Source organism: Thioflexithrix psekupsensis (assembly GCF_002149925.1).
Classification (GTDB): Bacteria; Pseudomonadota; Gammaproteobacteria; order Beggiatoales; family Beggiatoaceae; genus Thioflexithrix; species Thioflexithrix psekupsensis.
The window spans coordinates 24581-48139 of the sequence record NZ_MSLT01000024.1; the positions used below are offsets into that span (position 1 = coordinate 24581).

The 23559-nt window shown below is 40.5% G+C and carries 17 protein-coding genes; 14 read left to right on the forward strand and 3 right to left on the reverse strand.

What is annotated here, in order from left to right; all coding sequences use genetic code 11:
• The first annotated feature begins 197 nt into the window (after positions 1-197).
• The 13 genes from TPSD3_RS16600 to TPSD3_RS16660 all read left to right on the forward strand — a co-directional run bounded on the left by TPSD3_RS16600 (position 198) and on the right by TPSD3_RS16660 (position 17532).
• Entirely contained in the window at positions 198-1235 is a 1038-nt protein-coding gene (locus tag TPSD3_RS16600) for a type IV pilus twitching motility protein PilT (RefSeq protein WP_086489675.1), read from the forward strand.
• A 44-nt stretch (positions 1236-1279) separates the two neighbouring features.
• Positions 1280-2425, forward strand: a complete 1146-nt coding sequence (locus tag TPSD3_RS16605) for a PilT/PilU family type 4a pilus ATPase (RefSeq protein ID WP_086489676.1) — start codon at positions 1280-1282, stop codon at positions 2423-2425.
• A gap of 50 nt (positions 2426-2475) precedes the next feature.
• A complete protein-coding gene (locus tag TPSD3_RS16610; RefSeq protein WP_086489677.1) occupies positions 2476-3957 on the forward strand; it encodes a PilT/PilU family type 4a pilus ATPase in 1482 nt (493 codons plus the stop codon).
• A gap of 166 nt (positions 3958-4123) precedes the next feature.
• Positions 4124-5353: an O-antigen ligase family protein gene (locus TPSD3_RS16615; RefSeq protein WP_086489678.1), complete on the forward strand. Its 1230-nt coding sequence runs from the start codon at positions 4124-4126 to the stop codon at positions 5351-5353.
• A gap of 18 nt (positions 5354-5371) precedes the next feature.
• Complete coding sequence (gene hemE, locus TPSD3_RS16620) at positions 5372-6448, forward strand: uroporphyrinogen decarboxylase (RefSeq protein ID WP_086489679.1); 1077 nt, start codon at positions 5372-5374, stop codon at positions 6446-6448.
• A 34-nt stretch (positions 6449-6482) separates the two neighbouring features.
• On the forward strand, positions 6483-7259 hold the full coding sequence (locus tag TPSD3_RS16625) for an ABC transporter ATP-binding protein (protein ID WP_086489680.1): 777 nt from the start codon (positions 6483-6485) through the stop codon (positions 7257-7259).
• Entirely contained in the window at positions 7244-8254 is a 1011-nt protein-coding gene (locus tag TPSD3_RS16630; RefSeq protein WP_086489681.1) for an MlaD family protein, read from the forward strand. The genes TPSD3_RS16625 and TPSD3_RS16630 overlap by 16 nt, the downstream gene beginning before the upstream one ends.
• 10 nt (positions 8255-8264) lie before the next feature.
• Positions 8265-8882, forward strand: a complete 618-nt coding sequence (locus TPSD3_RS16635) for an ABC-type transport auxiliary lipoprotein family protein (protein ID WP_176329921.1) — start codon at positions 8265-8267, stop codon at positions 8880-8882.
• A gap of 24 nt (positions 8883-8906) precedes the next feature.
• Positions 8907-10004 (forward strand): ATP-binding protein, encoded by a 1098-nt coding sequence (locus TPSD3_RS16640; protein WP_086489683.1) that lies wholly within the window; start codon positions 8907-8909, stop codon positions 10002-10004.
• 15 nt (positions 10005-10019) lie between these two features.
• The gene (locus TPSD3_RS16645; RefSeq protein ID WP_086489684.1) at positions 10020-11186 is read left to right on the forward strand and encodes a DegT/DnrJ/EryC1/StrS family aminotransferase; all 1167 of its coding nucleotides are present in this window, start codon (positions 10020-10022) and stop codon (positions 11184-11186) included.
• 4 nt (positions 11187-11190) lie between these two features.
• On the forward strand, positions 11191-11787 hold the full coding sequence (locus tag TPSD3_RS16650; protein ID WP_086489685.1) for a sugar transferase: 597 nt from the start codon (positions 11191-11193) through the stop codon (positions 11785-11787).
• Positions 11784-13616, forward strand: coding sequence for a polysaccharide biosynthesis protein (locus tag TPSD3_RS16655; RefSeq protein WP_086489686.1), 1833 nt, complete (start codon positions 11784-11786; stop codon positions 13614-13616). Before TPSD3_RS16650 ends, TPSD3_RS16655 begins: the two co-directional genes overlap by 4 nt.
• A 25-nt stretch (positions 13617-13641) precedes the next feature.
• Positions 13642-17532, forward strand: a complete 3891-nt coding sequence (locus TPSD3_RS16660; protein ID WP_086489687.1) for a translocation/assembly module TamB domain-containing protein — start codon at positions 13642-13644, stop codon at positions 17530-17532.
• A gap of 1 nt (position 17533) precedes the next feature.
• Here the strand turns inward: TPSD3_RS16660 and TPSD3_RS16665 are convergent, their stop codons facing one another.
• The 3 genes from TPSD3_RS16665 to TPSD3_RS16675 form a co-directional block, all read right to left on the reverse strand.
• Positions 17534-18706 (reverse strand): ATP-binding response regulator, encoded by a 1173-nt coding sequence (locus TPSD3_RS16665; protein ID WP_086489688.1) that lies wholly within the window; start codon positions 18704-18706, stop codon positions 17534-17536.
• A gap of 2 nt (positions 18707-18708) precedes the next feature.
• On the reverse strand, positions 18709-21411 hold the full coding sequence (locus TPSD3_RS16670; RefSeq protein WP_086489689.1) for a PAS domain S-box protein: 2703 nt from the start codon (positions 21409-21411) through the stop codon (positions 18709-18711).
• 133 nt (positions 21412-21544) lie between these two features.
• The gene (locus TPSD3_RS16675) at positions 21545-22312 is read right to left on the reverse strand and encodes a pteridine reductase (RefSeq protein ID WP_086489690.1); all 768 of its coding nucleotides are present in this window, start codon (positions 22310-22312) and stop codon (positions 21545-21547) included.
• A gap of 40 nt (positions 22313-22352) precedes the next feature.
• On the opposite strand from TPSD3_RS16675, the gene TPSD3_RS16680 reads away from it, so the two are divergent.
• A complete protein-coding gene (locus TPSD3_RS16680) occupies positions 22353-23528 on the forward strand; it encodes a class I SAM-dependent methyltransferase (protein ID WP_245391639.1) in 1176 nt (391 codons plus the stop codon).
• Positions 23529-23559 lie beyond the last annotated feature (31 nt).

Here is a 23559-nt window from a genome sequence, read left to right on the forward strand (position 1 = left end):
TGGCAAAATGATTATTTTTGTGTATAAAGTGAATGTTGTTAAACAGAAACTTGTATAATATAGCTACCGCAACGTAAAAAGAATATTCAAACCTGTGAAGTTTCCTACAAATTTGACAGGTTCAGATTATCTTTTTATAGTGCCTCAACTATATCTGTGTGCTTATTGCAATGATAAATGGTTAAGGAGAATCAATTGTGGATATTGGTGAATTACTGGCGTTTGGCGTAAAAAATGGCTCATCTGACTTGCATTTGTCGGCAGGAATGCCGCCGATGATTCGGGTGAGTGGTGATATGCGTAAAATTAACGTGCCTGAATTAAATCACAGTCAAGTGCGCGATATGGTTTATGACATCATGAACGATAAACAGCGTAAAGATTATGAAAAATATTTGGAATGTGACTTTTCATTTGAAATTCCTGGTTTAGCGCGTTTTCGCGTCAATGCGTATAACCATAATCGCGGTGCGGGTGCAGTATTTCGGACAATTCCTTCTTTAATTCTTACGTTAGAACAGCTTAATGCGCCGGCCATTTTTAAACAATTAGCGGAAATTCCGCGGGGAATGTGTTTGGTGACAGGGCCGACAGGGTCGGGAAAATCGACCACCTTGGCTGCAATGATCAATTACCGTAATGAAACTGAATACGGTCATATTCTTACCATTGAAGACCCAATTGAATTTGTGCATCCCAGTAAACGCTGTTTGATTACACAACGGGAAGTGAAACGGGATACACTGGGATTTAACGAAGCCTTGCGTTCGGCTTTGCGTCAAGACCCCGATGTGATTTTGGTGGGGGAAATGCGCGATTTGGAAACGATTTCACTGGCCTTGTCTGCGGCAGAAACAGGACATGCTGTATTCGGCACACTGCACACCAGCTCGGCCGCAAAAACCATTGACCGCTTGGTTGACGTATTTCCCGCAGCGGAAAAAGACATGGTACGCGCCATGTTATCCGAATCGCTCAAAGCGGTCATTTCACAAACGTTGTTGAAAAAAGTTGGCGGTGGTCGGGTCGCGGCGCATGAAATCCTCATCGGTACGCCTGCGATGAAAAACTTAATTCGGGAAAATAAATTGGCGCAAATGTACTCGGCCATTCAAACAGGGCAAAAATTCGGAATGCAAACCTTAGAACAGAATTTGCAATTACTCTTGCAAAAAAATCTTATTACCCGCGAAGCTGCCCGCGAAAAAGCTAATATTAAAGACGCTTTTAATTAATCCTTGCTAATCACCCCACCACAACTTAATAGGAGCAATCGAAAATGGAAAGACAAGAAGCGATGGCGTTGATGATCAAGTTGCTCAAATTGATGTTAAAAGAAGGCGGATCGGATTTATTTATTACCGCAGGTTTTCCTCCCGCAATGAAAGCCAAAGGAAAAATGACTCCGATGATGAAGCAACCGTTATCCAGCAACGATTCTAAAGCCTTAACGCAATGCGTCATGAACGACCGTCAATTGAAAGAATTTGAAGAGACGAAGGAGTGCAATTTTGCGATTGCGCCGCCGGGAGTGGGACGATTTCGTTGCAATGCTTTTGTGCAGCAAGGGTGTCAAGGTTTGGTGATACGGGTTATTCCCACCGAAGTGCCGAATTTTGAAAAATTAGGTTTACCCGAAGTATTAAAAGAAGTGATGATGGCTAAAAATGGGATTATCATCATGGTGGGTGGAACGGGGTCAGGGAAATCGACCACGATGGCCGCCATGATCGATTACCGCAACGCCACCACCTACGGTCACATTATCACGTTAGAAGACCCCATTGAATTCGTACATCCGCATAAAAACTGCGTGATCATGCAGCGCGAAGTGGGCGTAGATACGAAAAGTTGGGGCGCGGCTTTGCATAATACTTTACGTCAAGCTCCAGACATGATTCTGCTGGGGGAAATTCGAGACGAAGAAATTATGAATTTCTCCTTAGAATTCGCCCAAACGGGTCACTTGGCTTTAGGCACATTGCACGCGAATAACGCCAACCAAGCCATTGATCGGGTATTGGGTTTCTTTGCCATTGAGAAACAGAAAAAATTACGCCAAGATATTTCTTTAAACTTACGTGCGGTCATTTCGCAACGTTTAATTAAAACAGTCGATGGTGGTCGTTGTGCGGCGATTGAGATTTTATTAAATTCGCCACTGATTGCAGAATTAATTGCCGCAGGAGATGTGGGTGGAATTAAACCCATTATGGCGAAATCTTCCGAAGACGGAATGCAGACATTCGACCAAGCCTTATTTAAACTCTATGAAGCGGGTAAAATTACCCTTGAAGAAGCCTTGCGTAATGCTGATTCTGCAAACGAATTGCGTTTGAAGATTAAACTGGAAAGCAAAAACAGCAAAGGCAGGGATTTATTGGATGGAAGCACCATTGCTCTGCAAGACATTCCCAAAGAATAATAATAAGAAAATTCCTACGTTGGCACTTTTGACTGCGAAGCGATAACACTATGGATTTAACGCCTTATTTGAAACTCATGCACGACAAACAAGCCTCAGATATGTTTGTCATTCCCGGTGCGCCGGTAAAGGTTCGTTTAGAAGGCAAAGATAAGCCCGTCGGTAAAGATGTGGTTACGCCAGAAATGAGCAAATTAGGGGCTTATTCAATCATGAGTCCCGAACATAAAAAGCAATTGGCCGAAAAGAAAAACGTTGACTTTACTTTTCCCATGCCCAGCGATAATACTGTTCATTTTCGCGCCATTATTTCTTATGAAAATAAGCAAGTCATGATGATTGTGCGCCCCGCCAAAGTGGAAAAAGCAGAGAAAACGGAGAAAGCCGAAAAACCTGCCCCTGCGCCCGCTGCGGCAGTGTCTTCAGGAGACAGTGACGAAATTCAAGTGTTGGGTGCGCCGCCACAAGGTCATTTGGATTTATTGCCGTATTTGCGTGAAGTGATTAAGCGAGAAGGCTCGGATTTATTTTTAACCGTGGGTTCATCGGTGAAGGTAAAGATTTCGGGTAAAGCCATTGCATTTGATCGCTTTATTTTAACGCCAGAAATGACGAAGTCAGCCGTATTTGGCATTATGACCGATGAGCAAATTGAAGAATTTGAACGCACTAAAGATTTAGATTTCGCCATTGAAATGCCAGATGGCAGTGCGCGATTTCGTGCCAATGCGTTTTATCAACGCAAAACCATTGGTTTAGTCATGCGTTTAATTCCTTCAAAAATCCCTAATGCCAAAGATATAGGAACGCCTGAAGCGTTATTAGAATTAATTATGGCAAAACGCGGATTATTATTAATGGTGGGTGGAACGGGATCGGGTAAATCTACGACTTTGGCGGCCATGATTAATCACCGTAATGCCAATTCACCGGGGCATATTTTAACCATTGAAGACCCTGTGGAATTTTCTCATCCCAATCAAATGTCTATCGTCAATCAGCGTGAAGTGGGCGTGGATACGGCCTCTTATGCGCGGGCATTAAAAGCCTCATTGCGTGAAGCTCCTGACGTGATATTGATTGGGGAAATTCGAGATCGAGAAACGATGGAAGCGGGCTTAGAATTAGCCAATACGGGACATTTATGTATCTCGACCATGCACGCCAATAATGCGAATCAGGCAATGGAGCGGATTATTAACATGTTTCCCAACGCCATGCACAAGCAATTGTTAATGGATATTTCAGGCAGTTTACAAGCGGTGGTTTCTCAACGTTTAATTCCTGATGTGCGAGGAAAGCGGGTGGCTGCGATTGAAGTGTTAATTAATACGCCGCACATTGCCAACTTAATTATGCAAGGTAAATTAAACGAAATTAAAGAAGCCATGCAAAGCAGCGGTACAAAGGGAATGAAAACTTTTGACGGTGCGTTATTTGACTTGTATCGAGACGGTAAAATTAGCTTAGAAGAAGCATTAAAAAATGCAGATTCTCGCAACGATTTAGAAGCGAAAATTAATTTCGGATAAGGCGACTGCGCCACACCCAAACCCCAAACAGAACAAGAAAACGCAGGGTAAAACAGTCTATTGGGCGATTTTGCTCTGCGTGGGTGATTTTCAACTTTTGTAACTCCTGCTATGTAAGAGATTTTAGGTTAAAATAGCCAGTCATTTTAAGGTAAAATAAAAGACAATGGGCTATCACTTTAATCTCAATCCAATGAATCAACACGCATTAACTTATACCATTTCTCTGTTACTACTCAGCATTGGTTTTGCCATTCCAATTTCTAATGCGTTGACTAATATTCTTATTTTTCTGGCATTAATGACCATTTTATTAATAAAAAATAGCGATAGTTTATTTAATCATTTAAATAAAAATCCTATTGCATGGACAGCGATGGGATTATTAATAGTTATTTTACTGGGCATTAGCTACACCACGGTGTCGTTACCTCAAGCCTTAGAAATGCTGGTTAAATACCGAGAATTATTATATATTCCGTTATTAATAATTCTGTTTCAATATAGCCGCTGTCAACAATGGGCATTATGGGCATTTATGTCAGCGATGTTAGTGACATTAATTCTTTCTTATTTAATTGCTTTGGGTTGGGGAGAATGGGGTAAAGGTGACAGTGCGAATCCCTTTGTGTTTAAAAATCACATTACGCAAGGCATTTTAATGGCTTTATTTGCCTATTTTCTGGCTATTTGGGCTTTATACTGGCCGCGGTGGCGTATTGTTGCGTGGGGGTTATGTGGATTAGCGGTGTTTAATGTGCTGTTGATGACGCAAGGGCGCAGTGGTTATTTAATTTTTGCCTGTTTATTTTTACTGCTGATTTATCATCTTTGGCAATGGCGCGGATTAATTTTTATTTTGGTGATTGCTTTAATCACTATTAGCGTCATGTTATTGGCTTCTAATCGCGTGCAAAATCGCGTGCAAATTTTGACTCAAGATATTGAAGATCATCAAGCAGGATTGCGCACGAATTCTAATGCGTTGCGTTATGATTTCTTACGTAATAGCAGCCACATTGCTTTACAATCTCCATTCATTGGACATGGTACGGGTAGTTTTAAATTAGTTTATCAAGAATTTGTGCTAAACCATACCGTACATCGTTATTTTTCCGAAAATCCGCACAATGAATATTTAATGATTGCGGTACAATGGGGTGCATTAGGATTATTATTATGGCTGTTATTACTGTTTTTATTATGGCGCAATACTCGTCATTATCCCCCTTTGTGGCAATGGCAAGCGCGGGGTTTTGTGCTGGCGATTGTGGTGGGATCGCTGGTCAATTCGCTGTTATTAGACACGACGGAAGGGCATTTATTCGCTTATTTAACGGCTTTATTTTTCAGTTTTGATGAGAAAAATGGGTCTTCTATTTTACAAGATAATTAGATTTGAGATTTTATTGTTATGACACCTTTAAAAAATGACAGATTTATTCGCGCCTTATTGCGCCAATCCGTCGATAAAACGCCCGTATGGATGATGCGTCAAGCAGGGCGTTATTTGCCTGAATATCGTGCGACTCGTGCCAAAGCAGGCGATTTTTTAACCTTATGCAAAACGCCAGAATTAGCCTGTGAAGTGACCTTGCAACCTTTGGATCGTTATCCGCTGGATGCCGCGATTTTATTTTCTGATATTTTAACCATTCCTGATGCAATGGGATTGGGTTTATATTTTAGTGAAGGCGAAGGGCCTGGTTTTAAAAAAATCATTCGTAGCGCGTCAGATGTTGCGTCATTAGGCGTTCCAGACCCGATGGTAGAATTGCGTTATGTCATGGATGCGGTGAGTTTAATTCGTCGAGAATTAGCGGGAAAAGTGCCATTAATTGGCTTTTCGGGCAGCCCTTTTACTTTAGCCACTTATATGGTTGAAGGGGGCAGCACGAAAAACTTTCAATACATTAAACAATTCTTATTTTCTCAACCTGAATCCGCACATCAATTATTAGCCTTATTAGCACAAACTATTAGTGATTATTTAAATGCCCAAATTAAATCAGGCGCACAGGCCGTAATGATTTTTGATACGTGGGGCGGTGTGTTGACTACACGCGATTATTTAACTTTTTCTTTAGCCTACATGCGTTTGATTGTGGATCGGTTAATTCGAGAACAAGAGGGGCAGAAAATTCCCGTGATTTTATTTACTAAAAATGGCGCATTATGGTTAGAATCAATGGCCGAAACGGGTTGTGATGCTTTAGGATTAGATTGGATGTTGCCCATTGGCGAAGCGCGGGCGCGTGTGGGGCATCGTGTGGCGTTGCAAGGCAATATGGATCCGTGCATTCTTTACGCACCGCCTGCGCGCATTGAAGCTGAAGTGGCAGATATTTTAGCCAGTTATGGCGTGGGCAATGGGCATGTGTTTAATTTAGGACACGGCATTCATCCGCAAATTAATCCCGAACATGTCGATGTTTTTATTCGCGCTGTGCATGAATTAAGCGCGCCTTATCATCAGGCGAATTCTGTTTAATTTCACGCTGATATTAAATGGGTAATTAAAAATAATGTCCGCAGTGATTGAAGTGCGTCATTTAAAAACGCAATTAGGCGAACATCTCATTCATGAAGATGTCAGTTTTGACGTGCATCAAGGCGATATTATGGGCATTATTGGCGGCAGTGGCACGGGAAAATCGGTGTTATTGCGTGAAATTACGCGCTTAATTAAACCTGTTAGCGGCTCTATTAAAATTTTTGGTGAAGAAATTTTAAATCGCAGTGAAAATGAAACCGCTTGGATTCGGCGACAATGTGGCATTATGTTTCAAAATGGCGCATTATTTAGCGCATTAACCGTGGCTGAAAATGTCGCCGTTCCATTGCAAGAACATACGCAATTAAGTCCGCGTTTAATTGCTGAAATTGCCGCTTATAAAATTGCTTTAGTGGGATTGCCACCGAGTGCGGCAAATAAATATCCTTCTCAATTAAGTGGCGGCATGATTAAACGTGCCAGTGTGGCACGAGCATTGGCATTAGATGCGCATATTTTATTTTTAGATGAACCCACAGCAGGATTAGACCCTGTTGGCGCGGGTGCATTAGACGAATTAATTTTGCAATTGCGTGACTTATTAGGATTAACCGTGGTATTAGTGACCCATGATTTAGATTCTTTATGGAAAGTCACGAATAAAATTACCGTATTAGCAGAAAAGAAAGTTCTCACTGTCGCGCCTATTCAAACTTTAATTACAATGGATTATCCGTGGCTAATTGAGTATTTTCAAGGCGCACGCGGCCGCGTTGCCACGCAGGAGTATTCATGGACAATAAAGTAAATTATGCCTTAATTGGTTTTTTAGTGATTATATTAAGTTTAATTTTTGTTGCTACCCTATTATGGTTGGGCGTTCGTGCGGATAAAAAAGAATATAAAACTTATGTGGTTTATATGAAAGAATCGGTATCAGGTTTAAATAAAAATGCAGCGGTTAAATATCAAGGAGTAGATGTGGGATCGGTTTATGCGATTTCTTTTACGCCGAAGCGGCCGGGCGAGGTGCAATTGTTATTAAAAATTGAAGAAGGCACGCCATTACGCGCCGATGCCACCGCCACATTAGCGTCACAGGGTTTAACGGGATTAGCCTATATCGAATTGGACGGGGGAACAAGTGAGAATTTATTGCCTATGGATTCGCCTTATCCTGAAATTAAAAGTAAGCCTTCTTTATTCGTGCGTTTAGACACTGCCGTTTCTGAATTGGTCGATAATGCCGATGGTTTAGCCGAAGTGGCAAGAAATTTATTGGCGGGCTTAAAACAATTGTCTCAAGAGGCGCAATCATTGGTTTCAAAAGAAAATCAAGAAGCTGTCGCAGAAACTTTGCATAATATTAGACGAATCACGGATAATTTAGCTCGTCAAACGGATCGTTTTGATCAAATTACCCAAAGTACAGAAATGACTTTAAAAAATAGTGAGAAAATTACCGCCGTTTTACCCGATTTATTAACTCAATTACAATATAATTTAGCGGCTTTCTCCCGCACGGCTGACAGCATTACCCAAACTTCTGACAGCGTTAATGTGGTGGTGAAACAATCGCAACAAGATATTAAGAAAACCACCGCAGCCATTGCTGAAACTGCAAATCATTTAAATCAAGACATGTCAAAAATAACACGAGAAATTGTGCCGCAATTTTCTCTATTACTCAGCGAATTGCAAAGCGTAACTCGCTCTTTTAATGAATTCAATCGAGAATTAAAACGTCAACCGGATATGTTAATTTTCGGCCGCGAACGCCCGCCGGCGGGACCTGGAGAATAAAAACATGATAATGAAATGGCTTTCATTATTTTTCATCACGCTGCTATTTATATCAGGATGTAGCGTTTTAAGCTCTAAACCTTATCCCATTTATTACCAATTAAATCCTGAGATTTCATTTCAGCCCAATTTTAATATCGAGGGTAAAAGTTTATTTATTGCCAAACCCAGAGCGGCCGTAGGATTTGATTCTAGCCATCAAGTTTATATTAAAAATATTCATCAATTGGAACATTATCGCAACAGCCAATGGATTGCGCCACCTGCGGAATTATTATTGCCGTTATTGGTGCGTTATTTAGAGGGCAGTGGTGCATTTAATGCGGTATGGGCAGAGGGCAGTTCTCCCGTGATGGGCGAATGGCGTTTAGACACGGAATTATTGCGTTTACAACAAGAATTTTTTAGCGTTCCGAGCCAAGTGCGCTTGCAATTGCGTTGGCAATTGTTGGATTTGCGTAAGCAACAAATTGTGGATATTCAATATGTTGACGTGCTTATTCCCGCGCCCAGTGAAGATGCTCTGGGTGGTGTACAAGCCACACACGAAGCGGTCACAGTCGCACTGACGCAACTCAGTGACGCGCTCGCTACAATCGCCAATCGTGCGAATCTCAGCACAAAATAAACGGGTAAAAATTGGTTTTTCTTTATGGAAAATAAGCCGAATATTTCTTTAATCAATCCATTTCAACCATTTGCGCCATTACAGCCTGAAATGGATCAAGCCATTTTTCGTGGACGAGCCGATTTAGCCAATCGTTTAATTTTATTGCCGCTCTTTCCAGAACATAAAACCACACTGGTATTGTCGGGGCCAATGCGCAGTGGAAAAACTTCTTTTTTAAACATGTTGCCTTCTTTATTAACCGAGAATTGTTTATTCATTCAATTAACGCCTAATACGCCTTATATTATTCCTGATATTTATTTTCAAACGATTGTGGAACAAGCCCGTGAACAAATTAAAGCCCGCTATCATTTAATATTGCCGTCATTGCCCTCTGATCATAATCCTTATCAAGCGGGTTTACGTTGGTTAGATGGTCTGAATCACCGTGGTAATGAATTGCAAATTGTTTTATTACTAGACGATTTTGAAAAGCTGCCTGATTTATTTGTGGGGGGGCGTTTTGCGTTTTTAGATTTTTTAGCGTTATTACAAAAAGTAGTGACTCAATTTGAAAATATTCATTTATTATTAAGCAGCGAATATACTTTAGAAGAAATGATTGAAACCGAATTGGCTTGGTTAGAATATTTGCCGAAATTTCGCCAATTATATTTAGAATTATTATCTCCTGTCACTGCAAAAAATTTATTACAACAGCCTGTCATTACTTTCCCAGAACAATTAATTGATGCGTCATTTGCCGAATCAATCGCAGTAAAAACAGGTGGCCATCCTTATTTATTACAATTATTTGGTTATGTGATAGTAGAATTCTTAAATGAACAACAACAAAATTATATTTCGCCAAAAGATAAAATAATAATGACTGAGCGCGTATTAGAAATGGCTACGCCTTTTTTCCAGCAAATCATGCAAAAATATACTGCATTTCATACCCCTTTAATGCAAATGGCAAAAAATGAGATAATAACGACTGAATTTACTGCGATGCAACAACGTTATTTAAAACGCCATTGGCTATTAAATGAAAAAAATAAGTTAGCTATTCCTTTATTACAGCAATGGCTGATTAAAAATCAATCTACGAATGAATTAACGCGGCTTCCTACTGTGTAATTTGGAGCAAATAGAGTGACCCCTAATTTTATTCCGTTCGCTTTACCTGATATTGGTGAAGAAGAGATTAATGAAGTCATTGATACTTTACGTTCAGGCTGGCTCACGACGGGACCTAAAACGCGCTTATTTGAGCAGCAATTTGCCGAATTTATCGGCGTTAAACATGCGTTAGCGGTGAATTCTGGCACGGCGGCTTTGCATTTGGGATTGGAAGCGGTGGGGATTCAGGCGGGGGATAAGGTGGCGACTACGCCTTATACTTTTACTGCCACAGCCGAAGTGATTCGTTATTTAGGGGCTGATCCTGTTTTTGTGGATATTGATCCGCGCACTTTTAATATAGATGTGAATCAATTGGCTAATGTTTTGGCTTCAACGGATAGAATTAAAGCCATTATTCCTGTGCATATTGCAGGGCAAAGTTGCGATATGGATGGCATTTTAAAACTGGCAAAAGAATATGATATAAAAGTGATTGAAGATGCCGCTCATGCTTTGCCCACTTATTATAAAGAAAAGTTAATTGGCACTTTAGGTGATGTCACCGCATACAGTTTTTACGCCACCAAACCGCTGGCAACGGGAGAAGGGGGAATGCTGGTGACTCCCCATGATGATTATGCAGAACGCTTTAAAATCATGCGCTTACATGGCATTAACCGCGATGTGTTTAAACGGGAATCGACACCACAACCGAGTTGGTATTATGAAGTGGTGGCTCCGGGCTTTAAATACAACATGAGCGACATCATGGCTGCTTTAGGCATACAACAATTGCACAAAGTAGAACAATCGCTGCATCGCCGTGCGACTATTGCCGCTCGCTATGATGCCAGTTTTAGCGATTTGCCCTTACAACGTCCTTATCGAGATGAAAACAGCAGCCATGCGTGGCATTTGTACATTATTCAATTAAATTTGGCGGAATTAACCCTTAATCGCGATCAATTTATTGAGGCGTTAAAACAACGTGGCATTGGTGCCAGTGTGCATTTTATTCCGCTGCATATTCAACCTTATTGGCGAGATCGTTATGGTTTTCAACCGCATGATTTTCCTTATGCTTTAGAAACTTATCAGCGTTCTTTAAGTTTGCCCATTTATCCAACATTAAGTGAGCAAGACGTTTCTTATATTATCTCTACCGTTCAAGACATTTGTCACGAGGCAGCGCGTTAATTCAATGCACAGTAAGCGAATTTTTGATTTATTATTTGTGATTCCGGGCTTATTATTATTGAGTCCGTTATTATTATTTATCGCACTTCTGATTAAATTAGACAGTCGCGGTCCTGTTTTCTTTATGCAAACCCGAATTGGTCAATATGGAAAACCGTTTAATATTATTAAATTTCGCACCATGCGCGTGGCGAATAAAGGCTTAAAATTAACCATTGGTAAAGATGAGCGAATTACTCGAATCGGCCATTGGTTGCGTTATTATAAATTAGACGAATTGCCGCAATTAATTAACGTGTTGCGTGGTGAAATGAGTTTAGTGGGGCCGAGACCAGAAGTCCCTGAATATGTGGCACTTTATCCAGATGAGATTCGAGATCGGGTGTTATCTGTTCCTGTGGGAATGACGGATTTTGCTTCTATTGAATTTCGTCATGAAAGTGAATTATTAGCCACATCACACCAGCCAGAAATTGATTATATTGAAAAAATATTGCCTATTAAATTGGCTTACCATCAACAATATGTGAATGAACGATCATTATGGTTGGATTTTCGCTTAATTTTACTGACTTTTAAACATATTTTTCACCACCCATGAAACTTTATTTTAAACGTTTACCCGTGATTTTACACGATCTGCTGATGGTGGTGTTGGCGTGGGGACTGGCTATAGTCATACGTTATGATTGGCCATTGCCTGACGACGTACAAATGTTGTTTATCCCTATTTTGTGGGTGGTGGTGGCGATTCAAGGCGTGGTATTGTGGTACAGTGGTTTGTACAAAGGCATTTGGCGATTTTGTAGTATGCCTGATTTTGTCCGCATTTTACGCGCTGCGGTATTGGGAACATTGTTGATTATTCTGGTATTAATGCTGTTTAATCGTTTAGAAGGCATTCCACGTAGTTCGCTCATTTTGTATCCTATTTTGCTGATTTTCCTGTTGGGAATGCCGCGATTGTTGTACAGATTGTATCATGAACACTCATGGTTACTGACTGCGCCGACGCACCAGCGCGTGCTGGTATTGGGGGCGGGAACGTCGGGGGATATGTTGGTACGTGATATGTTGCGTAATCCGAATTGTGGCTATATTCCCGTGGGCTTCTTGGACGATCAACCGCGTTTGCACGGCGGAAATGTACAAGGTGTTCCCGTGTTGGGGGCAATAAATACCTTATCTGAAGTGGCTGACAGTTTTTCAATTGATTTGATTGTGATTGCCATGCCGTCGGCATCGGATCAGCAAATGCAGCGCGTTGTGGAATACTGTGAACGCAGTCACGTGCCTTTTCGTACTCTACCTAAATTCGATCACTTGATCAGTCAACAGGTCAATTTAAGTGACTTACGTGATGTGTCGATTGATGATTTATTGGGACGGGCGCGGGTACAGTTGGATTGGGCGCAGATCGAGCAGGGCTTATCAGGAAAAACCGTGATGGTGAGCGGGGGAGGTGGTTCGATTGGGACGGAACTGTGCCGACAAATTGCCCGCTTACAACCTTCTGCGTTGGTGATTTTTGAGCGATGCGAATACAATTTGTATCAGGCTGAACTGCTATTGCGTGCGACATTTCCAGATTTAAAGTTATACATTCATTTGGGAGATGTGGGGGATCGCAAGGCTGTACGTCATATTTTGACGAAATATCGCCCGCAGATTATTTTTCACGCGGCCGCTTATAAACATGTGCCTATGTTGCAAACGCAGATTAGAGAAGCGGTAAAGAATAATGTGATTGGCACGCGAATTTTGGCCGAATCGGCAGCACAATTGGGCTGTGAAAAGTTTGTGTTAATTTCTACCGATAAAGCGGTAAATCCCAGCAATATTATGGGCGCAACAAAAAGAGCCGCGGAAATCTTTTGTCAGGGAATGAATGCCCACACTAAAACTCATTTTTTAACGGTGCGTTTTGGCAATGTATTGGGGTCGGCAGGGAGCGTGGTGCCGTTGTTTAAAAAACAAATTGCCGCAGGCGGCCCCGTAACAGTCACTCATCCTGAAATCAGCCGCTATTTTATGACCATTCCCGAAGCCTGCCAATTGATTTTACAAGCGGGCGCAATGGGTCATGGCGGGGAGATTTTTGTGCTGGATATGGGGACACCCATCCCTATCCGTTATTTAGCCGAACAGATGATTCGTTTAGCGGGTAAAACTCCTAATGAAGATATTGCCATTATTTATACTGGATTGCGGCCGGGAGAAAAATTACACGAAGAATTATTTCATTTGGATGAAACGCTACAACCCACTTCCCACCAAAAAATCTTATTAGCCGCGCATAATCAAGAAGAAGATTGGGATGGTTTATTGACGCATTTAGATCAATTGCAATGTGCGTGTGATCGTTATGATGAAAAGGGCATTGAACATTTATTAAAATTATTAGTGCCAAAATTGGGTGAACAAAATTAAAAAGCTATAAAATGAGATTTGACGAATGCGTTTATTAAAATATGGATTTTTTGGACTGTTAATCACTTTTTTTCTTTTTGTCATTGTTGCAGGGGTAGGAACAGGGACAAATGCAGGCTCTAATTGGTTAATAAAAAATGTCGGCCATGCTTTAGGTGGTGAATTAGAAATAGAGCGAATTGAAGGGCATTTATTAGACGAATTATCCCTGCATCAAGTCCGTTATCGCCGTGGCGAATTAAGCGTGAATGCGGAACAAATTAAGTGGGCATGGCAACCGAGTGCTTTATTTCGTGGTTTATTGCATATTAATCGTATTGAATTGCAACAAGTCACCTTAATTTTGCCACCCTCTCGTGAGGATACCCCACCCAATGATACTCCGTTTGAAATGCCAGAGATTCGCTTGCCCATTAAAGCGCAAATTGACGCATTAATAGTGCAGCAATTTACGCTGCATCATCATCAAGATCAACCGCCATTTATTCTTGATCATGCCTCGTTACAAGCGCGGGTGGATCAACAGTTGTTTATTGAACAATTACGTGTTAAAACGCCTGAATTTAATAGTGAACTTGATTTGTCAGGACAATTTGAATTATTACGTCCTCATGCTTTGCAATTGGCTTTACAGGCACGAGCCGATTTACCCGAAGCTCCCGCCACCACATTAGCCCTTACCGCGCAAGGCCAATTAGCAGCCATTAACACGGAAATTAAAATAGATGGTTATTTTCCTTTATTAGTACAAGCCACAATAGAATCCGTTCTCACTGATCCACAATGGAAATTAGCGGTTATGTGGGATGAATTAAAATATCCTATTGCTGCTCCAGAATATTTTTTAAAAAATGGCAAAATAGAAGCAAAAGGTGATTTAAAAACCTATCAAATAAGTAGCCAATTAAGTACCGCAGTTCCCCAACTTCCAGCCGTTCAATGGCAATTTAAAGGCACAGGAGATTTAAACCAGTTTCGTTTAGAAAATTTATTGGCAAAGTTACCACAAGGCGATGTGAATCTTCAAGCGAATGTACAATGGTTGCCTGAATTGCAAGCGGATTTTAATTTTACCGCGAAAGAATTGGCTATTGCTGAGTATTGGCCGCCTGAATTGCCAGCGATTAATGCGAATATTAAAGGGCAATTTGCACAACAACAATTGACAGTGGCGCATTTACAATTAGATTTGCCAAATAACACGCAATTAAAAGCCCAAGCTGATATTAAATTAGACAATCCTGCTGATCCCTATATTGATGCCGTATTGAATTGGCAAGAATTGCGCTGGCCGCCGACAGGTACGCCATTAGCCAGTTTACCGAAAGGCCAAGCCGAATTTAAAGGCACGCCGAGTGCCTATCTGTTAAATCTTATTACTGATTTAATGGGTCAAGATATTCCGAAAAGTAAAATTAATTTAACGGCAAAAGGTTCGACTCAAGAAGCAAAAATAGAAACCTTAAAAATTGATGTCTTAAAAGGTCAAATCAATACTCAAGGCAATGTGCAATGGTTGCCCCATGTTAAGTGGAATTTAGCCGTGAAAGGTCAACAAATTAAACCTGAAACGCAATGGCCAGAATTCCCCGGCACTTTAGCTTTAAATTTAACCACTGAGGGTCAATTAATCGATAAGTTACAAGCACAATTAGAATTAACCCAATTAAAAGGACAATTGCGTGGTTATCCGTTGGATTTAACGTTGACGGCTCAAGCCAATGGGGATCGTTATCAAATTCAGCAATTAAAGTTCCGTTCGGGAGAGAATCAACTCACCGCTAAAGCCGATTATCAACAGCAATTAACTGCGGAATGGACATTAGATTTGCGTCGTTTAGCCGCATTATTACCGAACGCCCAAGGACAATTAAGCAGCAAAGGCACGATCAGCGGCAATCCCCAATCTCCGCACATTAAAGCGCACATTAAGGGAGAAAAATTGGGATTTGATGAATTAACATTGCAACAATTAGCCGTAGATATGGAAGCCAATTTAGGCAAACCAGATAGCCCCTTAAATCTCAACTTATTATTGAAACAATTACATCAAGCAGATGAGTTATTATTAAGCGATGCGTCTATTGTTGGTACGGGAACGATTAAACAACATCAAATTAAATTAAATGCCAAAGCTCCAATGCAAGATGTGGCGTTGCAATTAAATGGTGGATTAAAACTGGATCAATTGGATTGGCAAGGACAATGGCAACAATTGCAAGTTAAATTTAAAGAAAACTTAGCCAAAGCAGGGGAATGGCAATTGCAACAAGCCAGCCCCCTTTCTTTTAATGGCAAAAAAACTCAAGTGCAATTGCAAGATTTTTGTCTACGCCAAAAAAATAATAATATGCAATTCTGTCTCACCGCACAACACGACAGTAAAAATAGTCAATTAGATTTTCGTTTGAAAGAATTATCTTTAAATGTAATAAATCCCGATTTAACAGGAACGATACAGGGAGAATTAACAGCCAATTATCGTCCTAATGGACAAATTGCCGCTAATGGCCAATTTCGCGTCTCGCCAGGGGCATTTGTGACTGAAATAGAAGAGGGTCGCCGCCAGCAATTAAAATATGAAGGAGGCATGCTCGAATTAAGCATAAATGAAACAGGCTTAACCAGCCGCTTAGATTTTAAATTGTTGCAACACAGTGCGTTACAAGGACGATTGCATTTGCCCGGATTTAATCGCCTGCCTTTGTCAGAACAGCAAACGTTAAATGCACAATTAATGGGTGATATTGGTGATTTAGCGTTGATAAGTATTTTTGTGCCAATGTTGGAAGAAGTAAAAGGTAAATTATCGCTTAATGTGTCTGCCGAAGGCTTGTTAAAACAACCGTTAATTCAAGGTAAAGTGCGTTTGAGTGAAGCGCAATTAAATGTGCCTTTATTGGGCATGGAATTAAGAGATTTATACGCCAATATTGACAGCGATTTGCAAACATTAGGTTTATTAAAAATAGATATTGGCGCACGTTCGGGTAATGGCAATTTAAATATTATTGGTCAAGCCAATCCATTGACGCAACAAGTCGATTTAACTTTACAGGGTGATCAATTTCGCTTGTTGAATAACGTCGATGCGTTTGTGGTTATTTCGCCGAATATTAATGTCAAAGTTAAAGAAGAAAATGTAAACATTACGGGAACATTAACCATTCCTGAAGCGAATATTACGCCAAATATGGTGGTCAGCGATGGCAGTACCAGTGTGGGCGGCGCGGTGCGCGCTTCGCAAGATGTCGTGATCATTAACGATCCCAATGCCACTGAAGAAAGCAAAATATTAGGCATTGCAGAACAATTAAAATTAAGCATGAATTTACTGGTTAAATTAGGCGATACTATTCATGTTGATGCCGTTGGTTTTAAAAGCCAAGTAAAAGGACAAATTCGTTTAACCCATCGTCCACAAGATATTGAATTATTACCCATTGCGAATGGAGAATTGCAGATTATTAACGGCACATTTCGCTCTTATGGACAGGATTTAGAAATTGATCGTGGACGCGTTATTTTCGCCAATACTATAGTGACTAAACCTGAATTAAATATTAAAGCCGTACGGCGCATTTATGGCGATCAAAAAGTAGAAGCCGCAGGAGTTCACATTACGGGAAATCCTGAAAAAATTAATTTAGATTTATTTTCGCAACCTTCTATGCCGCAAGATCAAATTATTTCCTATCTTTTAACAGGAAAAGGTTTTGATCCCAGTAATCCTGATCATACCATTGGCTGGGGAACTTATATTTTACCCAATTTATATATTAGTTATGGAATCAGTTTATTAAACCAAAGCAATATCTTTAGCGTTCGCTATGAATTAAATAAAACATGGGGGGTAGAAATTAATATTGCTGAAGAAGATAAAGGGATCGATTTTTCTTATACTTTGGAGCGTTAAATTAGGTTTGAATTAAAGGTAGGGTAAAATAAAATAAACTGCCTTGTTCTGGCCAACTTTCTGCACCCACTTCGCCGTTTAATTTCTCCGTGATTTGCTGCACAATCGATAAACCCAAGCCATGCCCTTCCACGCGGCGAGTTTCTAGGCGAGTAAACGGCGTGAATAATTCTGAGCGCATTTCCTCAGCAATACCTTGTCCATTATCTTTAACCCAAAAGCGCACTTTTTGAGTTTCTTCTAAGATATTTGCACCGATAGTTAAGTGCGGTGGAGAGCCGCCATATTTTAGCGCATTGCTGATATAATTCGTCCAAATTTCCTCTACCCATGGCGCATAACCTAAGGTGTAAGGAAAAGTCTCTGCAATGTCAAAAGTCGCTTGATAACGCTGAATTAATAAATGCAAACGACGATAAATCACGCGATTGACAATATCTTTCATATCCAATGGCGATAATTCCACTTTTTGCCGACAAGAAACCCCTGCCAATAATAATAAAGCATCAATAATATTAATGCCTTGTTGTCCTGCTTGAAAAATATAATTTAAACGCTCTAATCGATGATCTTTCTTTGGCAATAAACGATTAAATTCATCAATTAATAATTCACTCAAGGTCATAATAGAACCCAATGGCGTTTTTAAATCGTGAGAAACGGTATGGGCAAACGCATTTAATTCTCGGTTGCGTTTTTCTAATTCTGCGGTACGCTTGACTAATTCGGCGGCAGTGTGTTTATGAACGGCGACTTCAGCTTGCAATTGCTGTTGAATATCGCGCAATTTCAGGTGGGTATTAATTCTTGCCAATACTTCTTCATAATGAATTGGTTTAGTCACATAATCGGCTGCACCCAAAGCAAATCCTTGCAGTTTATTAACCGTATCATCTAAAGCCGTCATAAAAATAATGGGAATATCCTCAGAAATGGGATTATTTTTTAATTCTTTACACACGTCAAATCCGCTAATTCCTGGCATCATAATATCGAGTAAAATTAAATCAGGCGGGCTATAAATCACGCTTTCAATGGCACTTTCACCATCGCGTGCAATGCCCACTTTAAAAGCAGCTTGACTCAGAAAATCAAACAAATGACCAATATTATCTGGATTATCATCCACAATTAAAATGCGTTTTAGAGATTTTTGGTTTTCAATTTTCATCATGATTATCCGTGAGGGGTCAATAATTGACGAATTTTTATCATATCAAAATGTTTGGCGGCATCCATTAAATATAAAGCCACATCTTCTTGTTTAGGATCAATTTGCATTAATTGATCGGCAAATTCAATAATTGCTGTTATATCACCACACAATACTTTATCTTGTAAAATAGCGATTTGTTGTGGATTTAGGCGATGTTGTAATGTGATTGAGGGTTGTGTGGTTTGTTGAGTTAAAATAGGTTCGTAAATCCATTCTAATTGCAAAGCGGTTTTTACCTTATTTAATAACATATCTAATGACACAGGTTTGGCTAAAAAATCATCACATCCCGCCGCTAAACTGTTCTTTTTATCTTGCTCAAAAGCACTGGCTGAAATCATTATCATTTTTGTTTTTTTTAGTGCGGCAAATGTGCGTAAAATTTTTACCGCCGCCAAGCCATCCATAATGGGCATAATGGTATCCATTAAGATTAAATCAGGTTTCCATAAACAGGCAATATCAACGGCATGTTTTCCGTCAACAGCTTCTTTTAATTCAAAGCCTAATTCAAAAAGCATTTGCCATAAAATTTGCCGATTTTCTACGCGATCATCCACAATTAAAATGCGATAAGGTGGCTGTTGAGATTTTCGCACATAACCGATAATGGCTTCACATTTAGATTCTTGTTGTATGGGGAAATGATCGGCTTTGGGTAATTTTAATGTCACCCAAAAAGTAGACCCTCGTTGTAATAAACTGCTGACTTGTAATGTACCATTCATCATTTTTACTAATTTATAAACAATCGCTAATCCTAATCCTGTGCCTTCGCTGGGAGTAATTTGATTATTGGCTTGTTGAAAAGGGAGAAAAATGCGATCTAAATCTTCTGCCGCAATGCCCACGCCGGTATCTTCGATTTGAAAACGAATTAATTCGCATTGATTGGGCGCATGACTTTGTTGGCAACAAATCCGCAAACGCACCCAACCTTGTTGCGTGAATTTAAGCGCATTATTGAGCAGATTAATCAGAATTTGTCGCAAACGTTTCTCATCGGCATAAACCATTTCTGGCAGCCATTGCGGCAATTCAAATAAAAAACGAATGCCTTTTTGCGTGGCACGGCTATGAAACAGTTCAATGAGTTCATTCAGCATTTGTTTTAAATTAAAATGGCTGGGATTTAATTCAATTTTGCCGACTTCGATTTTAGATAAATCTAACATGTCATTGATCAGCGATAATAAATAATCTGCATTACGATAAATGGCATCCATCGCTTCATGTTGTGCGCTATTTAATTGTTTATCCCGCTGCATTAATTGTGCATAGCCTAAAATAGCGTTTAATGGTGTGCGCAATTCATGACTGGTATTGGCTAAAAATCGGCTTTTGGCTTGATTGGCTTTTTCGGCTTCTTTTTGTGCTAATTCGGCTTGTTGTCGCGCTTGTTGTAACTTTTCTTCGACTTGTTTGCGTTTGCTAATATTAACAGTAAAAGTAATGACTCGTGGCGTACCATCAGGAGCTTGAATTAATACCATGTCAATAATCACCACGATTATTTTTTGTTGACGGTTTACTAATCTTATTTCTTGGTTATTGATTTGGATTTGACCTTTTAAGAAACTTTGGTATAAAGCGGATAAATAAATTTGTTCTTCTGGAACTAAAAAAATGGTGAAATGCTGCCCTAAAATTTCATTCAGTTTTAATTCATAAATATTAAGATAAGCAGGATTGGCAAATTCAATAATACCTTGACTGTCCGTAATAGAAATGCCGACAGGATTTTGATCAATCACTGTGCGAAAACGAGTTTCACTATGGCGTAAGGCTTCCAACATGCGGTGACGGTGCGTAATGTCTTGCACCAGCGAAGCCACGCCAATGGTGTGATTGTGTTCGTTGCATAACGGTGTATTGTACCATTCGCAGTGAATTCTTTGCCGTTGTTTGGTTAAATTTTGATACGTATTGGAAAGGCTTTGTTTTTCGGATAATAAAGAATGCCAAATATTTTCTATATAAGGCCTAAGATTTTCTTCAATAATGAGTTCAAATATACTTTTATATAAAGCTTCTGCACGAGTATAACCAAAAATTTTTTCGGCCGCTTGATTCCATTCTAATACGCGCAATTCCCGATCCCATTCAATATAGGCTAATGGCGTGTGTTGAATATGCGAAGATAATTTGCGTTGGGATAAGCGTAATTTTTGATTAGCAGCTTTTAATTCAAGCGTGCCTTCGGCGATTAATTTTTCTAAGGACGCATAGAAAAGTTGTTTTTTACAATTTTCTTGATGTAAAGTAATTGATTCTCGAATGGCTTTGTTAAAATCAAGCGGCTGAATCGGTTTAATAAAAATTTTAAACGGATTAAGATGGTTAATTAATTTGATTAAATATTCTGGTTCAAAAAAACTGCCTAAAATAATCAGTGAAGTTTTAGGGCTAATGCTGTGAATATGGCGCAATAATACTTCTCCATTCATGTCCGGTAAATCATTTTCACTGATGACTAAAGCAATTTCTTGATCGTCTAGTAAAGATTGGTGTAATTGAATTAATGCCAATTCGGCATTGGGTGCTGTTTTTAATTGGTAATGGGGATTTAATGCTTGAGTCATCAAATGCGTTAATTGATTTTGAAGCATCGGATCAGGTTCAATACAAAGAAGAATCGGTGAATTCGGCAAATGTGTGGACATAATGCAAGGGAATCTGAGTGACGACGATCAATTTTTTTAGGATAACATCCACATTTTAAAAAACTTGGATGCTATCCCCCCTTTGGTGATAAAAAAAACACAAGCGAAAGCGAAAATAATGCAAATAACAGACTCATTGGCTCAACGTTCGGCCGCCATCAACCGCGATAATTTGTCCAGTAATATAAGGGGCATCGCGGATTAAAAATAATGCCGTTTTCGCTAAATCATCGGGATCACCGTGACGTTTTAAGGCAATATTCGATAAAATGCGCTGTTTGGTTAAATCATCCATGTCATTTTCTGGCCAGAGAATCGCCCCCGGCGCAATGCCATTGACGCGCACATGTGGCCCCAAGTCGCGTGCCAGTGCTTTGGTCAACATGGCTAAACCTGCTTTAGCCGCGCAATACACCGCGTGTTGTTTTAATGGCCGCTCGGCATGAATATCAATTAAGTTTATAATACAACCTTGTTGCGCCGTTAAGTGCGGTGCCGTCGCTTGAGAAAGAAATAACGGGGCTTTTAAATTCGATCCTAACAGATCATCCCACTGATCTTCTGTAATTTGTCCCAAAGGCGTGGGATAAAAACTTGACGCATTATTGATTAATACGTCTAATCGGCCATAATGATCCATGCTTTGTTGAATCATGCTGTTGAGTTTGGCAATGTGGCTTAAATCGGCTTGCAAGAGTAAAACAGAATGCGGTCGTTGGTGATGTAATTCGTTTTGTAGATCACGCGCCTCTGTTTCTGCACTGCGATAATGTAAAACAAGATTCATTCCCGCGGCATGGAGTCGCCGCGCGATGGCCGCGCCCACTCGCTTGACCCCGCCAGAAATGAACACGACGGGGCGATCTCGTTCTATCGGGTCATTTACGGGTTGGTTTTGCATTTTTTTCCCTCAATTTTTAAACAGTTAAGTCGATTATTTTATGATGTCTGCACGTCGTTTACCGCAGCCCGATGCGGCCGCACAAGCCCACAGTGCGCTTTTAACCGCGCATATTATACAACGAATGCACGCGGCCGGCGGACGGTTGCCATTTAGTGAATTTATGCAAGATATTTTGTACGCGCCGGGGTTAGGTTATTACAGTGCGGGCTGGCGTAAGTTTGGGGCTGAAGGTGACTTTATCACAGCCCCAGAATTATCGCCTTTGTTTTCGCAATGTGTGGCGCGGCAATGTGCGCAGGTTTTGGCGAGTTTGCCCGCGGATTCTCGTATTATTTTAGAATTCGGTGCGGGGACAGGACGGATGGCGGTTGATGTATTGCGTAAATTGGCGCGAATGGAAACCTTGCCTGTGGCCTATTGGATTTTAGAACTCAGTGGTGAATTACAACAACGGCAGCGCGCTTTATTTGCTGAAGAATTGCCTGAATTATTGCCGCGGGTGCGTTGGTTGTCGCAATTGCCTGAAACGGGATTTTCTGGGGTGATTCTCGGTAATGAGGTGTTAGATGCCATGCCGATTGAGCGATTTCACGTGACGGAAACGCAGTTAGAACGGTTTTATGTGGCGTGGGATGGGACGCAATTTATTTGGCAAACCGCGGGTTATGATGAACCGATGTTGTCTGCGATTTTAAGCCCATTATTGCCGCAATTACCTGTGGGTTATGTGTCAGAATATAATGCGTTATTAGCGGGGTGGTTTCGTCATTTAAGTTGTTGTTTGGATAAGGGATTGGTGTTATTAATTGATTATGGTTTTCCGCGAGCGGAGTTTTATCATCCGCAACGCAATGAAGGCACGTTAATGTGTCATTATCGCCATTATGCGCATTCTGATCCGTTGATTATGGTGGGTTTGCAAGATGTAACGGCGCATGTGGATTTTACTGCGGTGGCGGAATCGGCAGTGGATGTGGGTTTTTCTGTGGCGGGATATTGTGATCAGGCTAATTTTCTGTTGTCCTGCGGTTTGATGGATTTGGCACAAGCCACGCCCGTCGAAGATACGGTGAATTGGACACGGCAAACCCAAGCCGTTAAACGTTTATTATTGCCCAGTGAAATGGGAGAATTGTTTAAGGTGATCGCTTTGACACGTGATTGGGATGCGCCATTATTGGGCTTTCGGCACGATCAGCAAGGGCGATTGTAGTTTTTTTAATTCTTTTTAGCGTTGGATTGTA

What these genes read in the sequence shown, in the direction of transcription:
- TPSD3_RS16605 (WP_086489676.1), top strand. Translation starts at nt 1,280, where the DNA reads ATGGAAAGACAAGAAGCGATGGCGTTGATGATCAAGTTGCTCAAATTG.
- TPSD3_RS16610 (WP_086489677.1), top strand. Translation starts at nt 2,476, where the DNA reads ATGGATTTAACGCCTTATTTGAAACTCATGCACGACAAACAAGCCTCA.
- TPSD3_RS16615 (WP_086489678.1), top strand. Translation starts at nt 4,124, where the DNA reads ATGGGCTATCACTTTAATCTCAATCCAATGAATCAACACGCATTAACT.
- hemE (WP_086489679.1), top strand. Translation starts at nt 5,372, where the DNA reads ATGACACCTTTAAAAAATGACAGATTTATTCGCGCCTTATTGCGCCAA.
- TPSD3_RS16625 (WP_086489680.1), top strand. Translation starts at nt 6,483, where the DNA reads ATGTCCGCAGTGATTGAAGTGCGTCATTTAAAAACGCAATTAGGCGAA.
- TPSD3_RS16630 (WP_086489681.1), top strand. Translation starts at nt 7,244, where the DNA reads ATGGACAATAAAGTAAATTATGCCTTAATTGGTTTTTTAGTGATTATA.
- TPSD3_RS16635 (WP_176329921.1), top strand. Translation starts at nt 8,265, where the DNA reads ATGAAATGGCTTTCATTATTTTTCATCACGCTGCTATTTATATCAGGA.
- TPSD3_RS16640 (WP_086489683.1), top strand. Translation starts at nt 8,907, where the DNA reads ATGGAAAATAAGCCGAATATTTCTTTAATCAATCCATTTCAACCATTT.
- TPSD3_RS16650 (WP_086489685.1), top strand. Translation starts at nt 11,191, where the DNA reads ATGCACAGTAAGCGAATTTTTGATTTATTATTTGTGATTCCGGGCTTA.
- TPSD3_RS16655 (WP_086489686.1), top strand. Translation starts at nt 11,784, where the DNA reads ATGAAACTTTATTTTAAACGTTTACCCGTGATTTTACACGATCTGCTG.
- TPSD3_RS16660 (WP_086489687.1), top strand. Translation starts at nt 13,642, where the DNA reads ATGCGTTTATTAAAATATGGATTTTTTGGACTGTTAATCACTTTTTTT.
- TPSD3_RS16665 (WP_086489688.1), bottom strand. Translation starts at nt 18,706, where the DNA reads ATGATGAAAATTGAAAACCAAAAATCTCTAAAACGCATTTTAATTGTG.
- TPSD3_RS16670 (WP_086489689.1), bottom strand. Translation starts at nt 21,411, where the DNA reads ATGTCCACACATTTGCCGAATTCACCGATTCTTCTTTGTATTGAACCT.
- TPSD3_RS16675 (WP_086489690.1), bottom strand. Translation starts at nt 22,312, where the DNA reads ATGCAAAACCAACCCGTAAATGACCCGATAGAACGAGATCGCCCCGTC.
- TPSD3_RS16680 (WP_245391639.1), top strand. Translation starts at nt 22,353, where the DNA reads ATGATGTCTGCACGTCGTTTACCGCAGCCCGATGCGGCCGCACAAGCC.